The organism is Chromobacterium amazonense (assembly GCF_001855565.1).
GTDB lineage: Bacteria > Pseudomonadota > Gammaproteobacteria > Burkholderiales > Chromobacteriaceae > Chromobacterium > Chromobacterium amazonense.
The window spans coordinates 229,716-256,198 of sequence record NZ_MKCR01000003.1; the positions used below are offsets into that span (position 1 = coordinate 229,716).

23 protein-coding genes and 1 riboswitch are annotated in these 26,483 nt (G+C 61.6%); of the genes, 7 read left to right on the top strand and 16 right to left on the bottom strand.

What is annotated here, in order from left to right:
• Window positions 1–11: 11 nt before the first annotated feature.
• The gene (acnB, locus tag BI343_RS02970) at window positions 12–2,600 is read right to left on the bottom strand and encodes a bifunctional aconitate hydratase 2/2-methylisocitrate dehydratase (protein WP_071108597.1); all 2,589 of its coding nucleotides are present in this window, start codon (window positions 2,598–2,600) and stop codon (window positions 12–14) included.
• A gap of 197 nt (window positions 2,601–2,797) precedes the next feature.
• On the opposite strand from acnB, the gene gcvA reads away from it, so the two are divergent.
• Together gcvA and BI343_RS02980 are read left to right on the top strand one after the other, a co-directional pair.
• A complete protein-coding gene (gene gcvA / locus BI343_RS02975) occupies window positions 2,798–3,685 on the top strand; it encodes a transcriptional regulator GcvA (protein WP_071108598.1) in 888 nt (295 codons plus the stop codon).
• Between the two features lie 45 nt (window positions 3,686–3,730).
• Window positions 3,731–3,796: riboswitch (Fluoride riboswitch) on the top strand.
• 77 nt (window positions 3,797–3,873) lie between these two features.
• Window positions 3,874–5,202: a voltage-gated chloride channel family protein gene (locus tag BI343_RS02980; protein ID WP_071108599.1), complete on the top strand. Its 1,329-nt coding sequence runs from the start codon at window positions 3,874–3,876 to the stop codon at window positions 5,200–5,202.
• On the opposite strand, the gene BI343_RS02985 is transcribed toward BI343_RS02980, so the two are convergent.
• The gene (locus BI343_RS02985; RefSeq protein ID WP_083340772.1) at window positions 5,199–5,978 is read right to left on the bottom strand and encodes a substrate-binding periplasmic protein; all 780 of its coding nucleotides are present in this window, start codon (window positions 5,976–5,978) and stop codon (window positions 5,199–5,201) included. The two genes, BI343_RS02980 and BI343_RS02985, sit on opposite strands and share 4 nt — an antisense overlap.
• 138 nt (window positions 5,979–6,116) lie before the next feature.
• On the opposite strand from BI343_RS02985, the gene BI343_RS02990 reads away from it, so the two are divergent.
• Entirely contained in the window at window positions 6,117–7,124 is a 1,008-nt protein-coding gene (locus tag BI343_RS02990) for a class 1 fructose-bisphosphatase (RefSeq protein ID WP_071108600.1), read from the top strand.
• 127 nt (window positions 7,125–7,251) lie between these two features.
• On the opposite strand, the gene BI343_RS02995 is transcribed toward BI343_RS02990, so the two are convergent.
• The gene (locus tag BI343_RS02995; protein WP_139165625.1) at window positions 7,252–7,989 is read right to left on the bottom strand and encodes an ABC transporter substrate-binding protein; all 738 of its coding nucleotides are present in this window, start codon (window positions 7,987–7,989) and stop codon (window positions 7,252–7,254) included.
• A 234-nt stretch (window positions 7,990–8,223) separates the two neighbouring features.
• Here BI343_RS02995 and map point away from each other — a divergent pair, with 234 nt between their 5' ends.
• The 3 genes from map (at window position 8,224) to rnk (ending at window position 10,599) form a co-directional block, all read left to right on the top strand.
• Complete coding sequence (map, locus tag BI343_RS03000; protein ID WP_043629092.1) at window positions 8,224–9,021, top strand: type I methionyl aminopeptidase; 798 nt, start codon at window positions 8,224–8,226, stop codon at window positions 9,019–9,021.
• Window positions 9,022–9,176: 155 nt separating this feature from the next.
• On the top strand, window positions 9,177–10,034 hold the full coding sequence (locus tag BI343_RS03005; protein WP_071108602.1) for a flagellin N-terminal helical domain-containing protein: 858 nt from the start codon (window positions 9,177–9,179) through the stop codon (window positions 10,032–10,034).
• 160 nt (window positions 10,035–10,194) lie between these two features.
• The gene (gene rnk / locus BI343_RS03010; protein WP_043628739.1) at window positions 10,195–10,599 is read left to right on the top strand and encodes a nucleoside diphosphate kinase regulator; all 405 of its coding nucleotides are present in this window, start codon (window positions 10,195–10,197) and stop codon (window positions 10,597–10,599) included.
• A gap of 10 nt (window positions 10,600–10,609) precedes the next feature.
• On the opposite strand, the gene BI343_RS03015 is transcribed toward rnk, so the two are convergent.
• From BI343_RS03015 to BI343_RS03045, 7 genes are all read right to left on the bottom strand, one after another.
• Window positions 10,610–11,713 carry an HD-GYP domain-containing protein gene (locus tag BI343_RS03015; RefSeq protein ID WP_071108603.1) on the bottom strand — a complete coding sequence of 368 codons (1,104 nt, stop codon included), beginning with the start codon at window positions 11,711–11,713 and terminating at the stop codon, window positions 10,610–10,612.
• Window positions 11,710–14,793 carry a hybrid sensor histidine kinase/response regulator gene (locus BI343_RS03020; RefSeq protein ID WP_169828973.1) on the bottom strand — a complete coding sequence of 1,028 codons (3,084 nt, stop codon included), beginning with the start codon at window positions 14,791–14,793 and terminating at the stop codon, window positions 11,710–11,712. Before BI343_RS03020 ends, BI343_RS03015 begins: the two co-directional genes overlap by 4 nt.
• A 168-nt stretch (window positions 14,794–14,961) precedes the next feature.
• Window positions 14,962–15,537 carry an HD domain-containing protein gene (locus BI343_RS03025; RefSeq protein ID WP_071108605.1) on the bottom strand — a complete coding sequence of 192 codons (576 nt, stop codon included), beginning with the start codon at window positions 15,535–15,537 and terminating at the stop codon, window positions 14,962–14,964.
• A gap of 44 nt (window positions 15,538–15,581) precedes the next feature.
• The gene (locus tag BI343_RS03030) at window positions 15,582–16,190 is read right to left on the bottom strand and encodes an alpha/beta hydrolase (protein WP_071108606.1); all 609 of its coding nucleotides are present in this window, start codon (window positions 16,188–16,190) and stop codon (window positions 15,582–15,584) included.
• On the bottom strand, window positions 16,190–16,498 hold the full coding sequence (locus BI343_RS03035) for a (2Fe-2S) ferredoxin domain-containing protein (protein ID WP_043628749.1): 309 nt from the start codon (window positions 16,496–16,498) through the stop codon (window positions 16,190–16,192). Before BI343_RS03035 ends, BI343_RS03030 begins: the two co-directional genes overlap by 1 nt.
• 20 nt (window positions 16,499–16,518) lie before the next feature.
• Window positions 16,519–17,925 carry a replicative DNA helicase gene (gene dnaB, locus BI343_RS03040; protein ID WP_043628751.1) on the bottom strand — a complete coding sequence of 469 codons (1,407 nt, stop codon included), beginning with the start codon at window positions 17,923–17,925 and terminating at the stop codon, window positions 16,519–16,521.
• An 84-nt stretch (window positions 17,926–18,009) separates the two neighbouring features.
• Complete coding sequence (locus BI343_RS03045) at window positions 18,010–19,185, bottom strand: BaiN/RdsA family NAD(P)/FAD-dependent oxidoreductase (RefSeq protein ID WP_083340774.1); 1,176 nt, start codon at window positions 19,183–19,185, stop codon at window positions 18,010–18,012.
• Between the two features lie 110 nt (window positions 19,186–19,295).
• Here BI343_RS03045 and sodB point away from each other — a divergent pair, with 110 nt between their 5' ends.
• The gene (sodB, locus tag BI343_RS03050; protein WP_043628755.1) at window positions 19,296–19,877 is read left to right on the top strand and encodes a superoxide dismutase [Fe]; all 582 of its coding nucleotides are present in this window, start codon (window positions 19,296–19,298) and stop codon (window positions 19,875–19,877) included.
• A 59-nt stretch (window positions 19,878–19,936) separates the two neighbouring features.
• Here sodB and BI343_RS03055 read toward each other — a convergent pair whose 3' ends face one another.
• The 6 genes from BI343_RS03055 to BI343_RS03080 all read right to left on the bottom strand — a co-directional run.
• Window positions 19,937–21,142, bottom strand: coding sequence for an EAL domain-containing response regulator (locus BI343_RS03055; RefSeq protein ID WP_043628757.1), 1,206 nt, complete (start codon window positions 21,140–21,142; stop codon window positions 19,937–19,939).
• Between the two features lie 3 nt (window positions 21,143–21,145).
• A complete protein-coding gene (locus tag BI343_RS03060) occupies window positions 21,146–22,231 on the bottom strand; it encodes a protein-glutamate methylesterase/protein-glutamine glutaminase (RefSeq protein WP_071108607.1) in 1,086 nt (361 codons plus the stop codon).
• Window positions 22,228–23,082: a CheR family methyltransferase gene (locus tag BI343_RS03065; protein ID WP_043628761.1), complete on the bottom strand. Its 855-nt coding sequence runs from the start codon at window positions 23,080–23,082 to the stop codon at window positions 22,228–22,230. The genes BI343_RS03060 and BI343_RS03065 overlap by 4 nt, the downstream gene beginning before the upstream one ends.
• Before the next feature lie 16 nt (window positions 23,083–23,098).
• A complete protein-coding gene (locus BI343_RS03070) occupies window positions 23,099–23,638 on the bottom strand; it encodes a chemotaxis protein CheW (RefSeq protein WP_043628763.1) in 540 nt (179 codons plus the stop codon).
• A gap of 11 nt (window positions 23,639–23,649) precedes the next feature.
• Window positions 23,650–25,320, bottom strand: coding sequence for a methyl-accepting chemotaxis protein (locus BI343_RS03075; RefSeq protein WP_071108608.1), 1,671 nt, complete (start codon window positions 25,318–25,320; stop codon window positions 23,650–23,652).
• A 27-nt stretch (window positions 25,321–25,347) separates the two neighbouring features.
• The coding region (locus tag BI343_RS03080) for a chemotaxis protein CheA (protein ID WP_139165626.1) at window positions 25,348–26,483 on the bottom strand (1,136 nt) is incomplete at its 5' end.

Here is a 26,483-nt window from a genome sequence, read left to right on the forward strand (position 1 = left end):
CGGTGTTGCTATCAAGCCTTGCTGGCGGCCAGCTCCTGGTATTCCTGTATCTGGTCGAAATTCAAGTACTTGTAAACTTCAGCGCCTTTCTCGTTGATGATGCCGATATTCGCCTGATATTCCTCCACGGTCGGGATTTTGCCCAGCTTGGAGCAGATGGCGGCCAGTTCAGCGGAACCCAAGAACACATTGGAGTTCTTGCCCAGGCGGTTCGGGAAATTGCGGGTGGAGGTGGACATCACCGTCGCGCCTTCGCGCACCTGCGCCTGGTTACCCATGCACAGCGAGCAGCCAGGCATTTCCAGGCGCGCTCCGGCGCGGCCGAGCACGCCGTAGTGGCCTTCCTCGGTGAGCTGCTTGGCGTCCATCTTGGTCGGCGGCGCCACCCACAGGCGCACCGGGATGTCCGCCTTGCCTTCCAGCAGCTTGGAGGCGGCGCGGAAGTGGCCGATATTGGTCATGCACGAACCGATGAACACTTCGTCGATCTTGGTGCCGGACACTTCGGACATCAGCTTCACGTCGTCCGGGTCGTTCGGGCAGGCTACGATAGGCTCCTTGATCTCGTTCATGTCGATTTCGATCACGGCGGCGTATTCGGCGTCGGCATCGCCCTTCAGCAGCTGGCCGTTGGCGATCCAGTCTTCCATGGCCTTGATGCGGCGTTCCAGCGTGCGCGCGTCCTGGTAGCCATCGGCGATCATGGACTTCATCAGCGTGATGTTGGAGCGCATGTATTCGACGATGGGTTCCTTGTTCAGGTGCACGGTGCAGCCGGCGGCGGAACGCTCGGCAGAGGCGTCGGTCAGTTCGAACGCTTGCTCAACTTTCAGGTCCGGCAGGCCTTCGATTTCCAGGATGCGGCCTGAGAAGATGTTCTTCTTGCCGGCCTTGGCTACGGTCAGCAGGCCTTGCTTGATCGCGTACAGCGGGATGGCGTTGACCAGGTCGCGCAGGGTCACGCCCGGCTGCAGCTTGCCCTTGAAGCGCACCAGCACGGATTCCGGCATGTCCAGCGGCATCACGCCGGTGGCGGCGGCAAAGGCCACCAAGCCGGAGCCGGCCGGGAAGGAAATGCCGATCGGGAAACGGGTGTGGCTGTCGCCGCCGGTGCCGACGGTATCGGGCAGCAGCAGGCGGTTCAGCCAGCTGTGGATCACGCCGTCGCCCGGACGCAGCGAGATACCGCCACGGGTGGAGATGAAGGACGGCAGTTCCTTGTGCATCTTCACGTCCACCGGCTTCGGATACGCGGCGGTATGGCAGAACGATTGCATCACCAGGTCGGCCGAGAAGCCCAGGCAGGCCAGGTCTTTCAGCTCGTCGCGGGTCATCGGTCCCGTGGTGTCCTGCGAGCCGACGGTGGTCATCTTCGGTTCGCAGTAGGTGCCCGGGCGCACGCCCTTGCCTTCCGGCAGGCCACAGGCGCGGCCGACCATCTTTTGCGCCAGCGAGAAGCCTTTGCCGGAATCGACCGGCGACTTGGGCAGGCGGAATGCAGTGGAGGCCGGCAGGCCCAGCGCTTCGCGCGCCTTGGCGGTCAGGCCGCGGCCGATGATCAGGTTGATGCGGCCGCCGGCGCGCACTTCGTCCAGAATCACTTCGGACTTCAGCTTGAACTCGGCCACCACGGCGCCGTTCTTCTCGATCTTGCCGCTGTACGGGTAGACGTCGATCACGTCGCCCATTTCCAGCTTGGATACGTCCACTTCAATCGGCAGCGAACCGGAATCTTCCTGAGTGTTGAAGAAGATGGGGGCGATCTTGCCGCCCAGCGTCACGCCGCCGAAGCGCTTGTTCGGCACGAAAGGAATATCCTGGCCGGTGGCCCACACCACCGAGTTGGTGGCGGATTTGCGCGAGGAGCCGGTGCCGACCACGTCGCCGACATAAGCCACCAGATGGCCCTTCTTCTTCAGATCTTCGATGAACTGGATCGGGCCGCGCTTGCCGTCTTCTTCCGGCTTGAAGGCCGCGTCGGCGCGAGTGTTCTTCAGCATGGCCAGGTAGTGCAGCGGGATGTCCGGGCGGCTCCAGGCGTCCGGGGCCGGGGACAGATCGTCGGTATTCGTTTCGCCCGGCACCTTGAATACGGTGACGGTGATTTTCTCGGCCACTTCGGGGCGGCTGGTGAACCACTCGGCATTGGCCCAGGATTCGATCACTTCCTTGGCCACGGCATTGCCCTTGTCCATCTTTTCCTTCACGTCATGGAAGGAATCGAACATCAGCAGGGTTTTCTTCAAGCCGGCGGCGGCGATCTTGGCGACGGACGGATCGTCCAGCAGGTCGATCAGCGGCTTGATGTTGTAGCCGCCCAGCATGGTGCCGAGCAGTTCGGTGGCCAGTTCGCGCGACACCAGCGGCGATTTCACGCTGCCCTCGGCTACGGCGGCCAGGAAGGATGCCTTGACCTTGGCCGCATCATCCACGCCCGGCGGCACGCGATGGGTGATCAGGTCGACCAGGGTGCTCTCCTCGCCCTTGGGCGGGTTTTTCAGCAGTTCGACCAGTTCTTCAACCTGCTTGGCGGACAGCGGCAGGGGCGGAATGCCCAGCGCGGCGCGCTCGGCAACGTGCTGACGATAAGCTTCTAGCATGACTTGGGACCTTCTTGGCTTTGGTTGTCGGCAAGTCTGCCGGCGCATGCGCCGACAGTCTCTACTCGGTAATTCTGCATCATAATACGCGCGCCTGGCGCTGCGAATATGCGCTTTGTAGTGGCTGAAGATTACGCTTTTCGGCGCTTGCATACAAACGAGTAATCGCAACACGCATTGTGAGTTAAAATCACAACATGAGCGCCTACCCTCCCCTCAATTCCTTACGGATTTTCGAAGCCGCAGCCCGCCTGGAAAGCTTCTCCGCCGCCGCGGGCGAGTTATTCGTCACGCATGGCGCTGTGAGCAAACAGATAAAGCAGCTGGAAGATTGGCTGGGCGTGCTGCTGTTCGAGCGCAGCGGCGGCCGCGTCAAGCTCACCGACGCCGGCTGGCGTTATCTGGTGCAGGTGCAGGACGGCCTGGATCTGATCGCCAACGCCACGGCCCAACTGCTTCAGCCCAACCGGCAGCGCCGGCTCAGCATCAATTCCACGCCTACGTTTGCCGCCTATTGGCTGCTGCCCCGGCTATCTGGATTCCGCGCCAGACATCCCGATCTGGAGCTGCATCTGGTCACGTCGGACCGTGATCTGTCGCGGCTGGATGCGCCGTTTGACGTCGCCATCCGCCGCGGCCCCGGCGACTGGCCCGGCCATATCGCCAAACCTTTCCTGAAAGAATGGGAGCTGCCGCTGGCCAGCCCTGCCCTGCTTGCGCGTCTGCCGCTGAACGGCCCGGCCGATCTGGTATGCCATACCCTGCTCCACGCCGACACCCGCCCCACGGCCTGGCCGCGCTGGCTGACGCTGGCCGGCGCGCCGGAGCTGAAACCCGCTTGCAGCCTGCACTTCGACAAATTCTCGCTCGCCTTGCAAGCCGCCATAGATGGTTTGGGCGTGGTATTGGGGCCGTTGCCTATGGCTCAGGCGCTGATAGCCTCCGGGCAATTGGTTTCGCCGCTGCCGGAGCCGGTGGTGACGGTGCGCGATTACTGCTGGGTCGTGCCGCGGATGTCGGCCGAAGACGCCACCGTGGAAGCTTTTTGCGGATGGCTGGAGAGCGAGGCGGCCCAAAACGCATGAATCGCCCGCCGTTGCGCGGTTGGCCGCTACGCCATAGAATGGGGGATCTGATGCGGAGATGGCATTCCTCCCGTAACCGCCTTTGCCAAGGCTGATGATGCCTACAGTATTCCTGGACCGGAAGCTGTAGGTACGCATGTCACGCACCCACGGTCCAGGCATGTCAATTTGACTACACTGGACAAACGATGATTCCAAAACCCACCCTCGAGCGGCTTTCCGTCCTGCCCTTCATCGGCAAGTGGACGCTATTGTCGCTGCTGGTTGCCGCGCTTGTCGGCAGCGCCTCCGCCTTTTTCCTGTTCGCCCTGGATTGGGCCACGCATACGCGCATTGCCCATGCCTGGCTGATCTGGCTGCTGCCCCTGGGGGGCTTCGCCGTTGGCTTGCTCTACTTATGGTTTGGGCGCGAGGTTGAAGGCGGCAACAATCTGTTGATCGATGAGATTCACGATCCCCAAAAGACCATCCCGCTGCGGATGGCGCCGCTGGTGCTGATCGGCACCGTGATTACCCATTTGTTCGGCGGCTCGGCGGGCCGCGAAGGCACGGCAGTCCAGATGGGCGGCGCCTTGGCCGATCAGGTTCACAAAGTGTTCGGCCTGCCCACGTCGGAGCGTCGCTTGCTGCTGATGGCCGGCATCAGCGCGGGCTTCGCCTCGGTTTTCGGCACGCCGCTGTCCGGCGCCATCTTTGGCCTGGAGGTGCTGGCCATCGGGCGGATGCGCTACGATGCCATCCTGCCCTGCCTGCTTGCCGCCGTCGCGGGCGACCAAGTGGGTTTGTGGTGGGGCGTGCAGCACACCCATTACGCGATTCCGTACATTCCGCAGCCGACTGCCATGGGTCTCGGCGCGGCCATGGCGGCTGGCGCGGCGTTCGGCCTGACTGGGAAGTTGTTCGCTGAGTCGGTCCATGCGCTGGCCGCGCTGTTCAAGCGGTTTATCGCGTTTGCGCCGCTGCGGCCTTTGATTGGCGGGGCCTGCGTCGCCATCGCCGCGTCCATGTTCGATGCCAGCGCCTATTTGGGTTTGGGCATTCCCAATATCGTGGCCGCCTTCCAGCACCCCTTGCCGTCTTATGATTTTGCGGGGAAGCTGGCGTTTACCATCGCCACTCTGGGCGCAGGCTTCAAGGGCGGCGAGGTGACCCCCTTGTTTTACATCGGCGCCGCGCTGGGCAATGCGCTGTCGCCCTTGCTGCACCTGCCTTTTCCGTTATTGGCCGGCATGGGCTTTGTCGCGGTCTTCGCCGGCGCGGCCAATACGCCGCTGGCTTCTACCGTGATGGCCATGGAGCTGTTTGGCCCGGAAATCGGCATTTACGCCGGACTGGCTTGCGTGGTGGCTTATCTATGCTCCGGCCACTCCGGCATTTACCGGGCGCAACGCGTCGGCATCGCCAAGCGGCGCGGCGTGCCGGAAAACATCCGGTTGTCTGAGTGGGCCGAGTTGCGCAATGCGCAGCCGCCATCCCGCCTTTCGGCGGAGGGCAGCCCCAAGAGCCGCCAGGATTAATGGAGCGAAGCAGGCGGCACGCCTATCAGCCTGATCTCCAACGGCGCCGCGTCGCGCGGCAGCCATTTGTTGTAGATGCGTTTGAACGTGCCGTCTTTCTTGATGGCGGCGAAGCCATCCTGCCAGCGCCGCACCTCATCGCCGGGGGTGCCGCGGGAAAACGCCAGATACAACTCCAGCGACTCCAGCACCCTCACCACCTCCACCGCATCGGGCGGCTGGTGAATGTCTTTCAGCACCGAGGCCACGACGAAGCCGCCTTCCACCCACATGTCGTAGCGGCCCAGCAGCATCTTCTGCGCCGTGATCTGCGGCGTAGGAGCAAGGTCCACCTCGACAAAACCGGCCGCGGACGCGGCGTCGGCGAAGATGCTGCCGCGATAGGCGCCCACGGGGCGCTGGTAGATGCCGGCCCCCAGGGCCAACAGTTTGGCGGCCTCGCCTTTTCGCGCCAGCAGCACGGTCTGCGATACCGCTATCGGCCCCAGCAGCGTCATCTGCCGCTCTCGCGCTTCGCTGCGGCCGACGGTGAACAGCATCACGCCGGGATTGGTCAACAGTTCTTTGTAACCGCGCGCCCAGGGCACCACCTCAATCGGGCTGTTGTCCCGGATGCGGGACTGGATTTCCCGCACCACTTCCACCGCCATGCCATCGGCTACGCCATTGCGTTGAAAGGTGATCGGCGGCCAGTCCTCGGTGTAGATGACAAGCGCCGGCGCGGCGGACGACCAGACGGCTAGACTGAACAGCAGCCCCAAAATACTGGCTCGCATGATGCACTCCTGAATGAAACTTTCTATCTTGATAGCCCCTCCCCGCCGCCTCCGCCCGTATCTTCGCTATAATTCGGCGTTGTGCCGGCAACCCGCCGGCATTATCATTCGCGCACCTATCCATTCCAAAGGAAAGTCATGAGCCGCATCACCCTCTCCCGATTCCTGATCGAACAGCAGCGCAAGGCGGGCACGCTCCCCCCCGAACTTCGCCTGCTGATCGAAACGGTCGGACGCGCCTGCAAGGCCATCAGCTATTCGGTCAACAAGGGCGCTTTGGCCGGCGTGCTGGGCGAAGCCGGCACCGGCAACATCCAGGGCGAGGCTCAAAAGAAGCTGGACGTGATCGCCAACGACTATCTGCTTGACGCCAATGAATGGGGCGGCAGTCTGGCTGCGATGGCGTCCGAGGAAATGGAGCTGCCGTATCACATCCCCGGCGAATACCCCAAGGGCGAATATCTGCTGCTGTTCGATCCGCTGGATGGCTCTTCCAACATCGACGTCAACATCTCGGTCGGCACGATTTTCTCCATCCTGCGCTGCCCAGAAGGCGTGACGCAGCCGACTGAACATGACTTCATGCAGCCCGGCACCCATCAGGTGGCGGCCGGCTATACCGTGTACGGCCCGCAAACCCAATTGGTGCTGACTTTCGGCAGCGGGGTGCATGGCTTCACGCTGGATCGCGAACAAGGCTCGTTCGTGCTGACCCATCCGGACATGCGCGTGCCGGAGCAAACCAGCGAATTCGCCATCAATATGTCCAATATGCGCCACTGGGAAGCGCCGGTGCGCCGTTATGTCGAGGAGCTGCTGGCCGGCAAGACCGGCCCGCGCGCCCGCGACTTCAATATGCGCTGGGTGGCGTCCATGGTGGCTGAAGTGCACCGCATTCTGACTCGCGGCGGCATCTTCATGTATCCCAAGGACGCGCGCGACCCCGCCAAGGCCGGCAAACTGCGGCTGATGTATGAAGGCAACCCCATGGCCTTCGTTGTCGAGCAGGCTGGCGGCGCGGCCACCAATGGCTACCAGCGCATCATGGACATCCAGCCGCAGAAGCTGCACGAACGCGTGGCGGTATTCCTGGGCTCGAAACAGGAAGTGGAGCGCGTCACGCGCTACCATCAGGAGCAAGCCTGATCCGGCTCCCACAAAGCCAGCAAGCCCGCCTCCCGGCGGGCTTTTTCATGGCCAGCCCATCGCCGCGCCTCATCCAATCGCGCGCTGCGCCGGCGCACGCCGGGACCGTGGAGACATGTCGCGCCACTCAGGGCCGCCGGGCCGATGGCGCGAACCACAAACGATGGTCATCCAGCGGCGTATCGGGCGGCAAGGCCGGATTGGCCAACTCGATCACATGCCGCCGCGCCAGGCCGGCCCGCTCGATATTGGCCTGATTGTACTTCCAGAAAATAGCGTCGAAGCTGCCATCGTTCAGCATTTTCTCCAAGCCCATCTTGAGCCGGCTGGCCAGCCGCGGCTCGGCCGGGCTGACGAAAAAGTAAAACGGATAGATAGAATGCAACAGCAAATCCTTTTCCACGGCTATGCCCTGCTCGGACAGGTGGAAGGCCTGGAATTCCGTGAATATCTCATTGACGCCGCGCGAATAGAAATCGAACCGCCCCGCGGTCAGCATCTTGAATAGCTTCTCGTAGGGATCGATCCACACAGTCAGCCCGCCGTGGCGGCAGATGGCGATATCGCCCCAGCCCGGCCCCATGCCGAGAGTGAAGCGCTTGAGGTCGTCCCGCGTTTTCACTCCGGAAAAACGCGCCTGTTCGCCCGCGCGAATCAGGCCGATGCGATAGCCGAGCAATCCCTTCCCCAACGGGATGCGGATCGGAATCAAGGTTCGCTCGCGCTCTACCGAAGTGGAGCCCCATACCAGGTTGACCGATTTGCCCGAAATCGCATCCGCCATATAGCGGGGCTCGTTCATTTCGGCTTCCGGGTGACTCATCACATACGGGCCGTATTCCGGAATGGTTTTGTCCAGCGCCATAGCGCGGCGCATCGCTGATATAACGCACCTCCATCGCGCTCTCGGCCTGGGTCTGGCATGACAAGAGCGCAAGCCACAAGGCCAGCATCCATGCGCGCATCTCCTTCTCCCGCAAAGCCGTACCAGTCCAGTATAGAAAGTCCAGCGCGGCTCACCGCGCGCTTGGCATGTCCAGCGGGGCCGCATTTTGCTAGAATTACGTCTCATTAGCCGATGAAAACAAACAAGCCACACATGTCTATCCAGATCAAAGACGCGACCGACATCGAAAAAATGCGTGTCGCGGGGCGTCTCGCCTCCGAAGTCCTAGACTTCATCACCCCGCACATCAAGCCCGGCGTCACCACCGAGGCCATCGACAAGCTGTGCCACGACTATATGGTCAATGTGCAAGGCACCATCCCGGCGCCGCTGAACTACGCGCCGGGCGGCCATAATCCCTATCCCAAGTCGATCTGCACCTCGGTCAATCACGTGATTTGTCATGGCATTCCCAACGACAAGCCACTGAAGAACGGCGATATCGTCAATCTGGACATCACGGTGATCAAGGACGGCTACCACGGCGACACCAGCCGCATGTTCTATGTCGGCGATGTGAGCCCCCACGCCAAGCGCCTGTGCAAAATCACCTATGAGGCCATGTGGAAAGGCATCGAGAAAGTGAAGCCGGGCGCTACGCTCGGCGACATCGGTTACGCCATCCAGAGCTACGCCGAAGGCGCCGGCTACAGCGTAGTGCAGGAGTTCTGCGGCCACGGCATCGGCAAGAAATTCCATGAAGAACCGCAAATTCTGCACTACGGCCGCCCAGGCACGGGCTTGGAAATCCAGCCTGGCATGATTTTCACCATCGAGCCGATGATCAACCAGGGCAAGCGCCATCTGCGCATCCTGGCGGACGGCTGGACCGTGGTGACCAAGGACCGCAGCCTGTCCGCGCAATGGGAGCACACCGTGCTGGTGACCGACACCGGCTACGAAATCATGACCCAGTCCGCCGGCACGCCTGACAAGCCCAGCTTCAAATAAGTCCAATCGCCCCGCGCCTGCTGTCGCGGGGCTTTCCCCTCCTAATTCGTTGCGAATTGTTTCCTGCTTTAAATTACTCTTGCCAGGGCAAGTGCTTGTTTCTAAACTGAATGAGCATTATTGCCCTATCGGCACGCAGCAAGCGGGGGATCATCATGGCGCTGACCATCAACACTAATTTAGCCTCATTGGCTGGCCAGTCTCAGCTGAACAAGACGCAGCAAGCCACCAAACAGGTTCTGGCCCAGCTCGCGTCCGGCTCGCAATTGAACAGCGCTGCGGACAATGCGGCCAATCTCGCCATTTCCCAGCAGCTGCAGGCGCAAATCAACGGCAGCAACCAGGCCATCAACAATACCAATGACGGCGTTTCGCTGGTGCAAACCGCAGAATCCGCGCTCAGCCAGATTCAGAGCAATACCCAGCAAATCCAGGAGCTGGCCATCCAGGCCGGCAATGGCGCGTTGAATGCCAGCAACCGCCAGGCGCTGCAGCAGCAAGTGGATCAGCTGACCCAGTCCAACTCGCAAATTGTGCAAAGCACGCAATTCAATGGCACGCCCCTGCTGACAGGCGGCAACGCCTCCACCTTCCAGGTGGGACCGAATGGCACCAGCAGCAACCAGATCACCGTTCCCAGTATCAATCTGTCGGCCGCGCCCGGCGCCGGCGGCCTGAACAGCTACAACGCCAACCTAGCGGCGACCAACACCATAGACATCACCACCCAGGCCAATGCGCTGAATGCGCAACAATCGGTGCAAAGCGATCTGCAAACGATAGGTTCGCAGCGCGCCACCCTCGGCGCGGTCAACAGCAGCTTTGAGGCGGTGGTGAATAACCTGCAGACCTCCAATATCGCCAACCAAGCCGCCAACAGCCGCATCAGCGATACAGACTTTGCCGCCGCCACCGCCAACCTGACGGCGCAGCAGATACTGGGCCGCACGGGGGCCGCGGCGTTGGGGCAAGCCAATATCGCGCCACAGGCTGCCCTATCATTGCTGGGATAAGCTATTTTTCGCTGGAAGTTCCCGGCAAGGCAAAATATATACTCGGCTCCTGGACTTGTTTTGGCAACGATGAGTCCTATATGATCGACACATGAATCCATTCCGGATTTGTCCAACGGGCACCCTTGCGGTGCCCTTTGTCCATCTGCAAGGAGCTCATATGTCTATCCCGCCCCCCATTATTGTGTCCACTCTGGATTACGAACGCCTGGCAGCCGTGCTGGAAACCTGCGAGTACGGCCATCCTGTCGCCAGCCGCCTGGAGGCGGAACTGGAACGGGCGGACGTGATGGAGCCATCTGCGATTCCGCCCAATGTCATCACCATGAACAGCACTGCTCGCGTCAAACTGGAAAGCGGCGAGGAAAAACAGCTGACACTGGTTTACCCTAAAGACGCCGATGGGACGCTGGGCCGCATCTCCGTCTTGGCTCCCATCGGGGCCGCCTTGCTAGGACTCTCGGTCGGGCAGACCATGCACTGGCCAACGCCATCCGGCAGCGTTGCTTTGACCGTGCTGGAAATTGTCGAGCAGCCGGAATCGGCAGGCGAGCTCCACCGCTAAGCGCATCCGTTCATTCGGCATCGGCGTAGCGCTGCGCGATCTGGCGGAACTGCTCAGCGATCTGCAGGAAGGCGTCGACCACGTCCGGATCGAAATGCCGGCCGCTCCCCTCCCTGATCATGTCGACCGCCGTTTCATGTGAAAACGGCGGCTTGTACACCCGCCGCGAAATCAGGGCGTCATAGACGTCCGCCACCGCCATCAACCGCGCCGACAGCGGTATCCGCTCCCCGCTCAACCCTTCCGGATAGCCGCTGCCGTCCCATTTTTCCTGGTGCGAATACGCGATCTCGCGCGCCAGCCTCAGGAAGTTGCTAGGGCCATCAAGGAGTTTTTCCGCCGTGGCGATCGCGTCCCGGCCCAGCACGGTGTGCGTTTTCATGATTTCAAATTCATCCGGGGTCAGCCGGCCAGGTTTCAGCAAAATGCGGTCGGGGATGCCCACTTTGCCGACATCATGCAGCGGCGCGGATTTGTACAGCAGCTGTATGGTCTGCTCGTCGAGTTCGGCGCGGTAGCGCGGATGATTCCTCAGCTCAATCGCCAGCGCGCGCACATAGTTCTGCGTCCGCAGCAAATGGTTGCCGGTTTCGTGATCGCGCGTTTCGGCCAGCGCCGCCATCATCATGATGGTGACATCCTGTATCACTTGCACCTCGCGCGTGCGGCGCTCCACCTCGCTCTCCAAAAAGGCCGCCTTGTCCTGCAGAAAATCCGCCGCCGCTTTCAGCCGCATATGCGTCAGCACGCGCGCCAAGACAATGGGGGGCGATATCGGCTTGATGATGTAATCGGCGGCGCCGGCATCGAAGCCGGCTTGCTCATCCTCGCTTTCGCCCTGCCCTGTCAGGAAAATCACCGCAATCGCCGCCGTGCGATCATCGGCCTTAAGCCGTCGGCAAACTTCGAAACCGCCGATGCCGGGCAGCATGACGTCCAGCAGCACCAGATCCGGCAGCGCCTCGCCGGCTGCAATTTGCAACGCGCGCTCTCCGCTATTGGCGACCAAGACCCGATAATGCCCCTTGAGCAAGCCATACATCTGGGCCAGACACTCGGGCGCATCGTCTACGATCAACACCGTCTGCAAGCTGGACTCTGTCATTCCGCTCATATCGTATGCTCCGACAAGGTCAAGCCAGCCTCCTTGGCCGCGGCGCGCAAATGTTCCAAAGCAGCGACAAAGTCAAAACTGTTCAGACTGCGTTCAAAGGCCGCGCAGGCGTCATCGGAAAAGCGGGCGCGAATATCCGGCGCATGCTCCAGAAAGAAGCCTAGCGCCTCGCCATCCCCCAGCTGCAGCAGCAGCGCCAGCCGATCGAGCACAGACGCATCCGCCATGCCCGAGGGCTGAGCGGCTTGCCCTGCGCTTGGCAGGGCCGCGCGCAAGGCGGCGATGGTTCGCGCCAGATCGCCCGCCAACTGAGCCAGCTCAGCCGTCACATCCTGTCCATCCCGCAAGGCTCTCTCCAGACTCGCCGCGCCGTTTTGCAACCGCTCCAAACCTATGCTGCCGGCCGCGCCCTTCAAGGTATGCGCTATCCTTTGCGCGACCGCGCGATCGCCTTCCGCCAAGGCCATGGAGATTCGCGCCGGCGCATCAGCCTCCTCCTCAACGAACTGCCAAAGCACGTGCAGATACAGCTCGCGATTGCCGGCCACGCGCGACAGGCCTGCGGCCTGATCCAGGCCCGCCACTTCCGGCAGGGGAAGCGGCTGCTCTTGCGCCTCCTGGCTTGGCGGCAGCCGCGCCTCCGGCAACCAGCGCAGGAGCGTTGAAAACAGCTCATGTGGATCTATCGGCTTGGGCACATGATCGACCATGCCGGCGGCAAGGCAACGCGCCCTGTCATCGCCCATCGCATCGGCCGTCATCGCAATGATGGGCAGCTCGGCAAAGCCATCTTGCGCGCGGATTCTGCGAGTCGCCTCAATGCCGTCCATGCCGGGCATTTGAACGTCCATCAGGATCGCATCGAAGCCTTTGGGGCCGTAAGCGGCCAACTTGTCCAAAACCGCCTGCCCATCGCCGACCGCGGTGATCGTGGCGCCGGCGCCATCCAGCAGCTCCACCGCGATTTGCTGGTTGATCCGGTTGTCCTCGGCCAGCAGCAAGTGCATGCCATGCAGGTCTGGCATCCTCATCTGCGATGAGACTTCGTCCCCGCGGCCAAAGCCGAATGCCTCCAGCAAGGCGTCGTACAAGGACGATTGACTGACGGGTTTGGTCAGGAAACCATCGCAGCCTGCCGCCCTGGACTTGCCGCGCACCTCGTCTCGGCCGAATGCGGTAACCAGGATGACCCGCAGCTTGCGGCTGATCTGCCGCATGCGCCGTATGGTTTCCAGGCCATCCATGTCCGGCATCAGCCAGTCCACCAGCGCGATGTCGAATGGCTGATCCAGGCAATGCTGGCGCACCAGCGCCACTGCCTCCGCCCCGCTGCCGCAATCGGCGACCGCAAAATCCAGCATGCGCAGTTGTTCGCACAGCACATTCAGGGCGGCCTGGTTGTCGTCGACCACCAGCACGCGCAACCCGCGCATTTCGGTTGGCAAAGGCGGACGCTTGCCTGCCGAGTGGCTATTCGATACGCCCAGCCAGCATTGGAAAATGAAGGAGCTGCCCCAGCCCGGCGCCGACTCCACCCGCACCGAGCCACCCATCATTTCAACCAGCCGCTTGACGATGGCCAACCCGAGGCCCGTTCCCCCAAATCGCCGCGAGGTGGAGCTGTCAGCCTGGCTGAAAGCCTGAAACAAGCGCGCGCATTGCTCTTCGCTCATGCCGATGCCGGTATCGTGCACGCAAAAATTCAGTTGCACTTTTTCGCCCACTCGCCCGCTCACGCCAATGATGACGGCCACCTGTCCCTTATCGGTGAACTTGATGGCGTTGTTCACCAGATTAGTCAACACCTGCCCCAGGCGCAGCGCGTCGCCCACTAAAGCCTGCGGCACTTCCCGGCCGGTCTCGAACACTAGTTCCAGTCCTTTGTCGGCGGCTTTTTGCGCCACCAGCGCCGATACCCCGTCCAGCATGTCGTCAAGCCAGAATGGTTGCGTCTCCAGCTCCAGACGACCCGCCTCCACCTTGGAAAAATCCAGAATGTCGTTGATGATGCCCAGCAGCAAGGTGCCGGCATTGTGTATCTTGCCGATGTAGTCGCGTTGCTGCTCGCTCAGGCCGGTGCGCATGGCCAGGTAGGACATGCCGATGATGGCGTTCATCGGCGTGCGGATCTCATGGCTCATATTGGCCAGGAAAATCGATTTGGCGCGCGTGGCTTGCTCGGCCACCTGCTTGGCATGACCAAGCGCCGACGCGCTGTCAGCCAGCTGCGCATACAATCGCCCGTTTTCCAGCAACAACACCAGGAGCACAAAGCTCGCCGCCATCAAGCCGAAACTCCTGCCAACGTAAAAACCGAGGTCAAATCGGGCGGCGTTGAACATAGTGGACAGGCCGACATCGCACAGCCAGGCCAGCATCACCACGACCAGCCATACATCGAGCAACGATTGCGGACGCCGCAGCAACACCATGCCCAGCGCCAGGGCGCTCACGCCCCATACCGATGACACCGCAGCCCACATCAGCGGCGTGTAGCGATTGCCATGCATGATGGCGGGCAAGGTGTCATGCCCCCACGTCGCCAACAGCACCAGCGCGGCCACCGCGAGGCAGGTTTGCGCGATGGCGCGCAAAATCAACTTCAGACCGTTCCCCTCATCCGGAAGATGGCTATCAGGCGCTTGCCGCGCGTAGGCGATCACCATCAGCGGGAAGCCGAAATGCCAGAGCATGTACAGCCAAGCGGTGGTTTGAGGTCCGCCGCTGAGCCAGCCCCGCTCAGTGAGCAAGCCGGGAAAACTTAGCGCGTGGCAGATCGCCATCAGCGCGGTGAACAGATAGCCTACCGCCAGCAGACGCAAGCCGGGATGACGCAGAATGGCGAATTGGCCGAACAGCAATGCCGAAGTCACTAAATCATTGGCCGCCAGCGCGGACTGATAGGCAGGAATGAAGGCCCATACTTTGGGCAGAGGAGTTTGGGCATAAGGCAAGGCCGCGATGAAAACGAAGAGCGACCAGGCGGCCACCGCCTGGGCAAGCCTGCGCTGCCCTCGCGTTGGAGACTGGGTGGAAAGAAACGCCAGTTCGGGTGAGGAGTCCGAATCCGCTTGCTGCATGAGCGCCATCCTCCGCGTGTCGACAGGTTTTCTGGCTGTCTGAAACCAGGCAAACCGGGGGATAGTTATGTATAGGGCATTCCTGGTCATCCTGCATATCAAGAAAACATGATTTCAAATAAAAAAAGACGCCCAAAGGCGTCTTCAGGATGCGCAGACCGGCAGGCTTTAACCCAGCCAGCCTTTCTCCTTGGCTTCCTGCAGGCGGCCCTCCAGATAGGCCCACAGCGCGGGACAGCCCTCGCGTATCGGAGGGGCCACGCGCGCGACCACCTGCTCGTGGCGGATGCCGTTTTCCAGCCAGCTTTGGCCCTGGTTGGCCAGGTTTAGCAGCACCGGCATGGCGCGGTCCGCGGCATGGGCGAAACGCGCCTCGGCGGTTTCGCCGCTTTCAAATTCGCGCCACAGAGCTAGGAAGCGCTGCCCCTGCTCTGCCGGCAGCATGCCGAAAATGCGGGTGACGCAGGCCAGCTCTTGCGCCTTGCGCTCCTCCCAGCCATCCTCCGCATAGACGATAGTGTCGCCGGTTTCGATTTCGCCGATATCGTGGACCAACAGCATGCCGATGACGCGGTTGATGTCCACCGGCTCCTTGGCGTAAGGCTGCAAGGAGCCGGCCAGCAGGGCGATCTGCCAGCTGTGCTCGGCCGAGTTTTCATAGCGCTCGCTGTTCAGCACCTTGGTCTTGCGTGTCACCTGCTTGAGCTTGTCGATTTCCAGCACAAAATCGATGATGTTCTGCATTTTGTTCTCTTTCTGTAGATGCGACCGAGGTCTGCTTGTGATCTTTACCAGCAACGCTGGATCATCTGCGCCAGCTGCACCAGACGGCCATGGAAGAAATGGCCTGCGCCTGGCAACACCAGCACCGGCAGGCTCTGCGGGCGCGCCCAGTTCATTACATTGCTCAGCGGGATCACTTCGTCCTCTTCGCCGTGGATCACCAGCGCATCCACGGGGACGTCCGGCGTCGGGATCGGGTATTTGCCGACAGCCACGCCCATCAGCAGCAGCTTGTCGGCCTCGATGCGCGTGCGCGTGCGGGCGGCGACGAAGCCGCCGAAGGAAAAGCCCGCGAGCGCCAGCGGCAGGCCCGGATGCTGCGATTTGGCGTACTCGACCACGGCGATGACGTCGTCGACCTCGCCCTGGCCGTAATCATGCTCGCCTTCGCTGTCGCCGACGCCGCGCAGGTTCGGGCAATAACAGGCGTATCCCATCTGCGACAACGCCTTGGCGGCAGTCTGCACCACCTTGTTGGTGTGGGTGCCGCCCTGCAAGGGATTGGGATGGCAGATGACGGCGACGCCGCTGGCTTCGCCCTGGGCCGGAATGATGATGGTGTCGAGCGCGCCGACTGGGCCGGCAATCTGGATCTTGTTCAAGGCCTTCAACATCAGATCTTCAGCCTTTCCACCACGCGGCCGTTCAGCATATGCTCATTGACGATTTCGTCGATGTCTTCCTTGTCGAGGAAGGTGTACCAGGTCTCTTCCGGGTAGACCACCATCACCGGGCCATCGTCGCAGCGTCCCAGGCAGCCGGCCTTGTTGACCCGGATCTTGCCCTCGCCGGCCAGGCCCAACGCCTTGACCTTGTCTTTCATATAACCCAGCAATTCGCTGGAGCCGTGGTTGTTGCAGCAATCCTGACAGGCGTCGCGCTGATTGCAGCAGATGAATACGTGCTTGTCGAAAAAGCTCATGTCTTGGTCTCGATATCGCGTTAGCTGTCGCTGTCGGCCCAGCCGGCTGCGCCGACGCTGGCGGCATTGTCGAATTTGGCGTAATGGCCGATGAAGGCCAGCCGCACCGCGCCAGTGGGGCCGTTACGGTGCTTGCCTATGATGGCCTCGGCCAGGCCCTTGTCCGGCGAATCCGGATTGTAGTATTCGTCGCGGTACATGAAGATGATCAAGTCCGCGTCCTGCTCGATGGCGCCTGATTCGCGCAGGTCGGACATCATCGGCCGCTTGTTGGGCCGCTGCTCCACCGCACGCGACAACTGGGACAGGGCGATCACCGGCACCTGCAGTTCCTTGGCCAAACCCTTCAGGCCGCGCGAGATTTCGCCCAGCTCGGCCGTCCGGTTGTCGCCGCGGCCGGAGCCGCTCATCAGCTGCAGGTAATCGATCACGATGAGCCCGAGCTTGCCGCCGTGCTGCCGCGCCAGACGGCGCGCGCGGGCGCGTAGTTCCAGCGCCGTCAGCGCCGGGGTTTCGTCGATGTACATCGGCGCGTCGGACAATTTGCCGATGGCGTAAGTCAGTTTCTGCCAATCGTCGTCGCCCAGCTTGCCGGTGCGCAGCACATGCTGATCCAGCCGGCCCACCGAGCCCAGCATACGCATCACCAGCTGCGCTCCGCCCATTTCCATGGAGAACACCGCCACCGGCAGGTGGGTCTCCACCGCCACGTGCTCGGCGATGTTCATCGAGAAGGCGGTCTTGCCCATGGACGGACGGCCGGCGACGATGATCAGGTCGCCTGGCTGCAGGCCGGAGGTCTTGGCGTCCAGATCGATGAAGCCGGTCGGTACGCCGGTGACCTCGTCCGGATTGTCGCGGCTGTACAGCATGTCGATGCGCTCCACCACCTCCTTCAGCAGCCCTGGCATTTCCAGGAAACCCTGCTTGGACTTGGCGGTGGACTCGGCGATCTGGAACACGCGGCCCTCGGCCTCGTCCAGCAATTGCGCCGCGTCGCGGCCCATGGGCGAGTACGCGGCGTCGGCAATCTCGGTTCCCACCTGCGCCAGCTGGCGCATGATGGAGCGCTCGCGGACGATTTCCGCATAACGGCGGATATTGGCCGCCGACGGCGTGTTCTGCGCCAGCGTGGCCAGATAAGCCAGGCCGCCCACTTCGGTCAGCTCGGCGTTCTTGTCCAGCGACTCGGCCACCGTCACCACGTCGGCCGGGCGCGCCATTTCCACCAGTCTGGCGATGTGGCGGTAGATCAGCCGGTGGTCATGGCGATAGAAGTCGGCTTCCGTCACCACGTCGGCGATCTTGTCCCAGGCGCTGTTGTCCAGCAACAGGCCGCCCAGCACCGATTGTTCAGCTTCCACCGAATGAGGCGGCGTGCGGATGGCCGCCATTTCGCTATCGAAATTATCGTACTGTTCTGTCATGTAGACCCGGAGTGCATGCGCGGAAAAATGCGCGTAAGGCAAAGCGTGATTCTAACCCGAAACGCCGCCATCTGGCGGCGCGGCTCAGCAGTTCATTCCGGCCACATAGCCGGACGACCAGGCCCACTGGAAGTTATAGCCGCCCAGCCAGCCGGTCACATCCACGACCTCGCCGATGAAGAACAGATTGGGCACATTGGCCGCCATCAGCGTCTTGGATGACAGGGCCTGGGTGGATACGCCGCCCAGCGTGACCTCGGCTTTTTTGTAGCCCTGGGTGCCGTTGGGTTTGACACACCAGCGGTGCAGCTGCTCTGCCAATTGGCGGCGTTGCTTCGGCCCCAAATCCTTCAGCCGCTTGTTCATGCCGACGCGATCCAGCCAGGCGTCGGCGAAGCGGCGCGACCAGCCCAGTTCGCTCAGGGCGTTGGCGATAAGCTGCTCGCTATCGCCCTTTTCCTCCAGCCAGCCCTCGGCGTCGCCGTCCGGCATCAGATCCAGCAGCAGCTCCATGCCGGGCTGCCAGTAGGACGACACCTGCAGGATAGCCGGGCCAGATACGCCCTTGTGGGTAAACAACACGTTCTCGCGGAACTTACCCTTGCCTGCCTTCGCTTCCACATCTATCGACACGCCGGCCAGAGGCGTAAAGATTTCGGCGTCTTCCACATGGAAGGTCAGCGGCACCAGCGCCGGAGACAAAGGCGTCACCGGCAAGCCAAACTGCTCCGCCAACTGGTAGCCAAGCGGCGTGGCGCCGATCTGGGGAATGGACAATCCGCCGGTGGCGACAACCAGAGAGGACGAGCGGAAACGGCCGCCGCTGGTTTCCACTGCGAACACGCCGTCATCGCCGCGCGCTACGGTGAGGACGGCCGTTTCCATCCGCCTGTCCACGCCGCCCAGTCGGCACTCTTCGTCGAGCATGGCGATGATGCGCTCGCTGCCGTCGTCGCAAAACAGCTGGCCCAGCTTCTTCTCGTGGTAGCCGATGCCATGGCGCTCCACCATGGCGATGAAGTCCTGCGGCGTGTACTGCGCCAGCGCGGAGCGGCAGAAATGGGGATTGGCCGACAGGTAGCAGTCGAAGCGGGCATTGACGTTGGTGAAGTTGCAGCGGCCGCCGCCGGAGATGCGGATTTTCTCCGCCAATTTGGCGGCATGGTCCAGTAAAAGCACCGTCCGGCCGCGCTGGCCGGCAGTGGCGGCGCACATCATGCCGGCCGCGCCGGCGCCGATGACAATCACATCAAATTGCAAAAGCTTATTCCTATCATTTTAGTCAACTATTGGCCATCCCGGCCATATTCCAGTAAACTCCGAAAAAAGCATCCGCTTACGCGGCTTACTTTCTCAACAAGGAGAGCATAATGGAACACAAACTGCCTGAATTGCCGTACGCGCTGGACGCCCTGGCCCCGCACATTTCCAAGGAAACCCTGGAATTCCACTACGGCAAGCACCACCAGACCTATATCACCAACCTGAACAACCTGATCAAGGGCACCGAGTTCGAAAACGCCTCCTTGGAAGAGATCGTCAAGAAGTCTTCCGGCGGCATCTTCAACAACGCCGCTCAGGTATGGAACCACACCTTCTACTGGTTCGGCCTGGCCCCGAATGCCGGCGGCGAGCCGACCGGCGCGCTGGCCGACGCCATCAAGGCCAAGTGGGGTTCGTTCGAAGAGTTCAAGAAGGCCTTCACCCAGACCGCCGTTGGCACTTTCGGCTCCGGCTGGGCCTGGCTGGTGAAGAACAGCGACGGCAGCCTGGACCTGGTTTCCACCAGCAACGCCGCTACCCCGCTGACCACCGACAAGAAGCCGCTCTTGACCTGTGATGTCTGGGAACACGCGTATTATATCGATTACCGCAACAGCCGCCCGAACTATATGGAAAGCTTCTGGAAGCTGGTGAACTGGAACTTCGTGGCCAAGAACTTCGCCGCCTGATCCCGCTTCTGCGCGAAAAAGGGGCCGCCGGCCCCTTTTTTCATGCCCTGCCGATACCTCTACGCGCCTCTTTCCTGCATCCACAGCATGAACATTTCCTCAGACAAGGGCCGGCTGTAGTGATAGCCTTGAGCCACGTCGCAGCCAAGCGCGGCCAGTTGCTGCCGGTCGGACTCTGTCTCCACGCCCTCCGCCACCGACGATAACTGCAGCTTCTGGCACATGGCGATGGCCGAGGTCAGGATGGCCAGCTTTTTCGGGCTGCTGGACGCGTCGTGCACGAATTCGCGGTCTATTTTCAATTCGGTGAATGGGCTGCGCGACAGCTGCTTCATCGACGAATACCCAGTGCCGTAATCATCCATCGCCAGGCCAAAGCCGTTCAGTCTAAGCCGCGCCAGCGTGCCCAAGGACGGCGCCAGATTGGACATCAAGGAAGTTTCCGTCACTTCCAGCACGATGCTTTCGCTGGGCAAGCCCTTGGACTGGACGATGGTTGTCATTTCATCCACGAGGTTAGGGTCGCTCAGCAGAGGGACAGGCAGATTGATCGATGCATGCAGCTCTGGGCGCACGGCCTGGAAATGCAGCAGCGCGGTGCAAACATCGCGCAGGAAGTGATAAAAAAAACGGATGGCCAGCTCGCCATCCTCCAGGTACTCGACAAACAACGACGGCGAAAGCACGCCGTAATGCGGATGCTCCCAGCGCACCAGCGCCTCCACCCCGCACAAAAGATTGTCTTTCAGTGAAATCTTGGGCTGAAAATATGGCACCAGCTGCTTTAGCTGCAAGGCTTGGGAGACTTCATCCCGGCTGATGGTGAACTTGCTGCCTCCTCGGCTTGGCAGATGCCAATCCGGGTTGCAGGCGTCCAGCACTCGCTCCACCTCCTCGCGACGCAGCGGCTTGGGAAAGACTTCAAGCAGATCCAGCTCCGACGCGTCCACCACACCCTGCACGGCATCCAGCACATCGCGCGGCACGCCGCTCATCACAGCGACGAATTGCACCTTGCCCTTCATCGTCGCGGCGATGTTCTCCAGCAGTTTCACGCCGTCCATGCATGGCATGTTCAAGTCTGTAATCACCAGATCGACGCTATCCAGTGCTTGCAGCTTATTCAGCGCATCCATGCCATTCTCTGCTTCCCACACCTTGGAAAAACCCAAGTCTTGCAAAATGCCCACGGCAAGCAGGCGATGCGTGGCGGAATCGTCGACCACCATCACCGACCGCTGCAACCACTTATCGAGATATCCCATGATTCAACCCCTGATCCCGGCCAGCGTGTGCGCAATTCTCTCCAGCGACATGACTTCATCCACCCCGCCGTGATCGATCGCCTCGGCCGGCATGCCGAATACCACGCAAGACTCCTCATCCTGCGCGATAGTCCGCGCGCCGGTATCGTGCATTTCGCGCATGCCGCGCGCGCCGTCATCGCCCATGCCCGTCATGATCACGCCAACGGCATTGCTGCCGGCGCACAACGCGACTGAGCGGAACAACACATCCACCGAAGGCCGGTGCCGCGACACCAGCGGCCCGTCCTTTACCTCGGCCACATACTGGGCGCCGCTGCGCTTGATCAGCAGATGTTTGCCGCCGGGAGCGATCAAGGCCACGCCGGCGCTCAAGCGGTCGCCATTCTTCGCCTCCCATACCTCGACATTGCACAGGCTGTTCAGCCGGTTGGCAAACGAGGCGGTGAATTTCTCCGGCATGTGCTGCACCACCGCCACGCCTGGACAGGTGGCCGGCAGCCTCGGCAGCAAGTATTCCAGCGCCTGGGTGCCGCCGGTGGAGGTGCCGATGGCGATGATCTTCTCGGTGGTCCGGTATTTTTCCAGGCCGGAAGGCGCTTCCAACACCACGTCGGCGGTAAGCTTGGGCGCGATTTCGCCGCCCGGTCCGCGCTCGGCAGGACGCGCCATGCGCTTGACCACCCCCATCCGCGCCCTCGCGGCGTTGCGCACCTCCTGAATCAGGTCCTTGGCCGCTTCCTGCAGGAAGGATTTCAGATTGATCGTCGGCTTGGTGATGACCGCCACCGCGCCGGCGGACATCGCGTCCAAGGTGATGCGCGCGCCCTTCTCCGTCAGCGACGAGCAGATGATCACCGGCGTCGGCCGCTCATCCATGATCTTGCGCAGAAAGGTCAGCCCATCCATGCGCGGCATTTCAATGTCCAGCACGATCACATCCGGCCAGCGCGCCTTCATCCGCGTCATGGCGAAGATAGGGTCCGGCGCCGCCCCCATCACTTCTATGTCCGGCGCGCTGGACAGCATCTGGGTGAGTATCTCTCGCACCACGGCGGAGTCGTCGACGATCAGCACGGCGATGCTCATTTCTTTCCTCCTCCGCTCAGCTGTCGCGCGGCTTCAAAGCGATAACGCGACGGTTCCTCCTGCACCAGCGGCAAATCGAGCTTATGCAAGGATTCGGAGTGGCCGATCAGCAGATGGCCGCCATTTTTCATCCGGGTGCACAAGTGGGCGAGCACATCCAGCTTGGTGGCCTCATTAAAGTAAATCAGAACATTGCGCAAAAAGACAATATCAATTTCAGTGTGATGGAGTTGATTGCATTGCAGCAGATTGAGCTGGGAGAACTCCACCTTGCGCGCCAGCTCCGGCGCCACCTTGACCATGCCCTCGTATTCATCACGGCCGCGCAGCAAATATCGCTGCCACAACAGCGGCGGGGTGCGGCGCACCCGATCCAAGGGGTAGACCCCGCGCTTGGCCGACGCCAGCACCTTGGTATTGATATCGGTGGCGAAGATGCGCCAGTTGCCGCTGATGCCCAAGGTCTCGGCCAGCACCATGGCGATGGTGTAAGGCTCTTCGCCGGTGGAGCAGGCGGCGGACCATACCTTGATCATGCCCGGCTGCCGCTCTCGCAACGCCAGAACCTGACGCTCCAGCCACTGGAAATGTTGCGGTTCGCGGAAGAAATAGGTTTCATTGGTGGACAGCATGTTCACCGCGCGCTGACGCTCGGCATGGCTCTCCGGCGCGCGCAACAGGCGCCAGTAGGCGGCATAGCTGTCCAGCCCCAAGACGCGCAGCCGTTTGGACAACCGGGACTGCACCAGCGGCCGCTTGCCCGGCGGGAGGTCTATGCCGGCCTCGCGAAGGATGAATTGACGGAAGCAGGCAAACTCTTCCTCGCTGAGCGTCGGGTCGCCGTTCCGCATGCTTCCCGCCCCGGCCTCAGGCCACCTCAGCGTCGTCATTGAAATGCTGCTGAGCGGCGGTTTCGGCCATGGCGCTCAGCTCCGTCACTGACAGCGCCTGCTGCACATTCAACAGAATGGCGAAGCGCTCGTTGATGGTGGCGATGCCCAGAATGAAATCGCCGCGAATGCTGACGCCGAAAGTCGGCGACGGATCGATGTCCCGCTCCGGGATTTCCAGCACCTCGCACACCGCGTCCAGCAGAATGCCGACATCGTTATAGCCGCCCTCCAGGCCCGGCAGAGAAAGAATCGCTACGCAGGAGGAAGGCTTCAGTTCGGTCAGGCCTCGGCCAAAACGGATGGACAGGTCTATCACCGGCACGACCGATCCGCGCAGATTGATGATGCCGCGCACAAAACTCGGCATCATCGGCACTTGGGTGATGCCGTCCAGCTCGATGATTTCGCGGATAAAGTTGATCTGAATGCCGAACAAATCCTCGCCGAGGATGAAGGTCACGCAATGGAACTTGCCGCCCGGCGCGCCTGCGGCGGATTCGGAACGCTCGCTCATCGCCTCTCTCCTCAATATTTGGAAAATTTGTCGTCGTCGACGTCCCCGTCGAAATCGTCATCGAAATGATTGGATGCCGCCTGCGATGCCTTGCGCGGCGCGCCGGCATGGCCGGACATATGGATGGCTACGCTCTTGCGCGCATGTCGATTGCCGCGCAGCTTGAACTGCTGCATCAAGTCTTGCAGCTGCATGGCCGCGGAACTCAGCTCTTCCGAAGTGGAGCTGAGCTCTTCCGCCGACGAGGCCGAAGTCTGCATGCCCGTGCTGATCTGCGACACCGCGGTATTGACCTGGTCGATGCCCGTGCGCTGCTCGCGCGAGGCGGCGGAAATTTCCTGAACCAGCGTCGCCGTCTGATCGATGCCGGGCAGCATTTCCTGCAGCAACTGCCCTGCCCGCTCGGCCACGCCGACCGAGCGGCCGGCCAGATCGCCGATCTCCTTGGCCGCCACCTGAGAGCGCTCGGCCAGCTTGCGCACCTCTACCGCCACCGTGGCGAAGCCCTTGCCGTGCTCGCCGGCGCGCGCCGCCTCGATCGCCGCATTGATCGCCAGCAAGTCTGTCTTATTGGCGATATCGTTGATCACCGTGATGCGCGAGGCGATTTCCTTCATCGCATGCACCATATCGCCCACCGCCTTGCCGCTTTCCGTGGCGCTGCCGGCAGACTTGGAGGCGATGCCCTCGGTCACGCGGGCGTTGTCGGCGTTCTGGGTCACGGTGGAGGCCATCTCCTCGACCGAGGCGCTGGTTTCCTCCACGCTGGAAGCCAGCTCGGACGCGGTTTGCGCCAGCGAGCTGGCGGTGGAGGCCACCTGCTCGGACGCGGCGCCTATCGATTCCGACATCGAGCTGACTTCGGCCAGGGTGTCGGACAAGCGGTGCGCCATGCCCTTGATCGAATACAGCAGGCTGGTCGTGTCATTGGCGCGCAGTTGAATCGGCACCGCCAAATCGCCATCCGCCACCCGCGTCACCACCTGCATCGCATACGTTGGGTCGCCGCCCAGTTGATTCAGGATGCTGCGGGTCACCAGCAGCGCCATGCCCAGGCACATCAGCACAGCCGCGCCGCTGATCAAAACGATGAATTGCAAAGTGGAAGAACTGGTGGCCTTGCCATCCGCCAACGCTTTTTCAGATAGCTGGACATTGATGTCTATCAGCTCGGAAAGAATATTGTTGGCGACTTCAAAAGTCGGCCGTCCCTTTTCCGCCATCAGCTTCAAAGCCTTTTTATTGTTTTCGTTGTTTCCGGTATCGGTGTAGGACAGATTCTTGATCTCCTTGGCATAGCCTTCATAGGCCGCCCAAGTGGAGTCAAAGCGGCGCAAGGCGTCCACCTCCGGCGGCGTCAGGGTGGTTTTGCGATACACCTCCAGGCTGGCATTCATGTTCTTTGTGAATTTCTCTATGTTCGCTTCAACTTGGTCCATCGTTTTTTGGTCGGTTTCCGCAATATAACGATAGGTGGAGCGATTGACGGCCATCGCATTGCGCGCCGCATTGCCTAACTCCTTGATCGGAATCAGCTGATTGTTGTACATGTCGTTCAGCAGGCCCGACATCTTGCCGGTTGCGGAGAAGCCCACCACACCCAATATCAGCAACAAACACAGCAACAGAGTAAAGGCCGCGCCCAGCTTGGTTTTTACTTGCAGGTCATGAAACCAGTTCATAGCAAATTTCTCCTCAAGAGCAGACGTTTACGCCTTTTCCGATGGTTCGGATATCAAGGCTTCTGTGTTTTGGCGAACCAAACGGCGCTCGCGGCGGCAGGCATGCTGGATCAGTTGCGGAATATCGAGCACCAGGGCAGGCTTGCCGTTGCCCAGGATGGTGGAGCCGCTGATCCCGCGCAGCGACTTGAAAATCTCGCCCAAAGGCTTGATCACCGCCTGCACCTCGCCCATCAGCCGATCCACCACAATGCCGGCGCGCAGCTCGCCGTAATGCACGATGACGATATATTCCGGCTTGTCGGACGGCGGCAGGCCAAACAGCTCGCGCAGGGACACAAACGGCAGCCAGTCGCCGCGCAGATTCACTTGCCTCGCGTGTTGGCTCATGGCGCCTTCCGGCATGTCCACGCACTCGATCATCATGTCCAGCGGCATCACTAAGGACGACTCGTTCACCTCGACGCGGAAGCCGTCGATGATGGCCAGCGTCAGCGGCAGGCGCAGGCGAAATACCGAGCCGACGCCGGGCTGTGACTGGATTTCTATCTCTCCGCGCAAGGCCTCGATATTGCGCTTGACCACGTCCATGCCCACGCCGCGGCCGGAAAGGTCGCTGACGGCGTCGGCGGTGGAGAAACCAGGCAGGAAGATCAGCTGCAGCGTTTCCTGGTCGCTGAGCACCCGTCCTTCGGTGACCAGGCCGCGTTCTATCGCCTTGGCCAGCACTTTCTCGCGGTTGATGCCGCCACCGTCGTCGCGCACTTCCACCACCACCGAGCCGGCGTCGTGATAGGCGTTCAGCATGACCGTGCCCTGCTCCGGCTTCCCGGCGGCCCGCCGTTTATCAGCCGACTCCAATCCATGGTCCACCGCATTGCGGACAATGTGCATCAACGGGTCGGTCAGTTTCTCCACCATGGATTTGTCGATCTCGGTGTCGCCGCCCTTGATCTCCAGATGGATGGACTTGCCCAGTTGCTTGGACACCTCGCGCACCATGCGCGGGAAGCGGCTGAATATTTCGTCCACCGGCACCATGCGCAGGGTCAGCGCGTCGTCGCGTATGCTTTCCACCAAGGTGTTGATGACGGCCACCGACTCCAGCAATTCCGCATCGCCGCGGCTTTGCGCGATCAGTTTGGTGCCGGAGGAGGCGATCA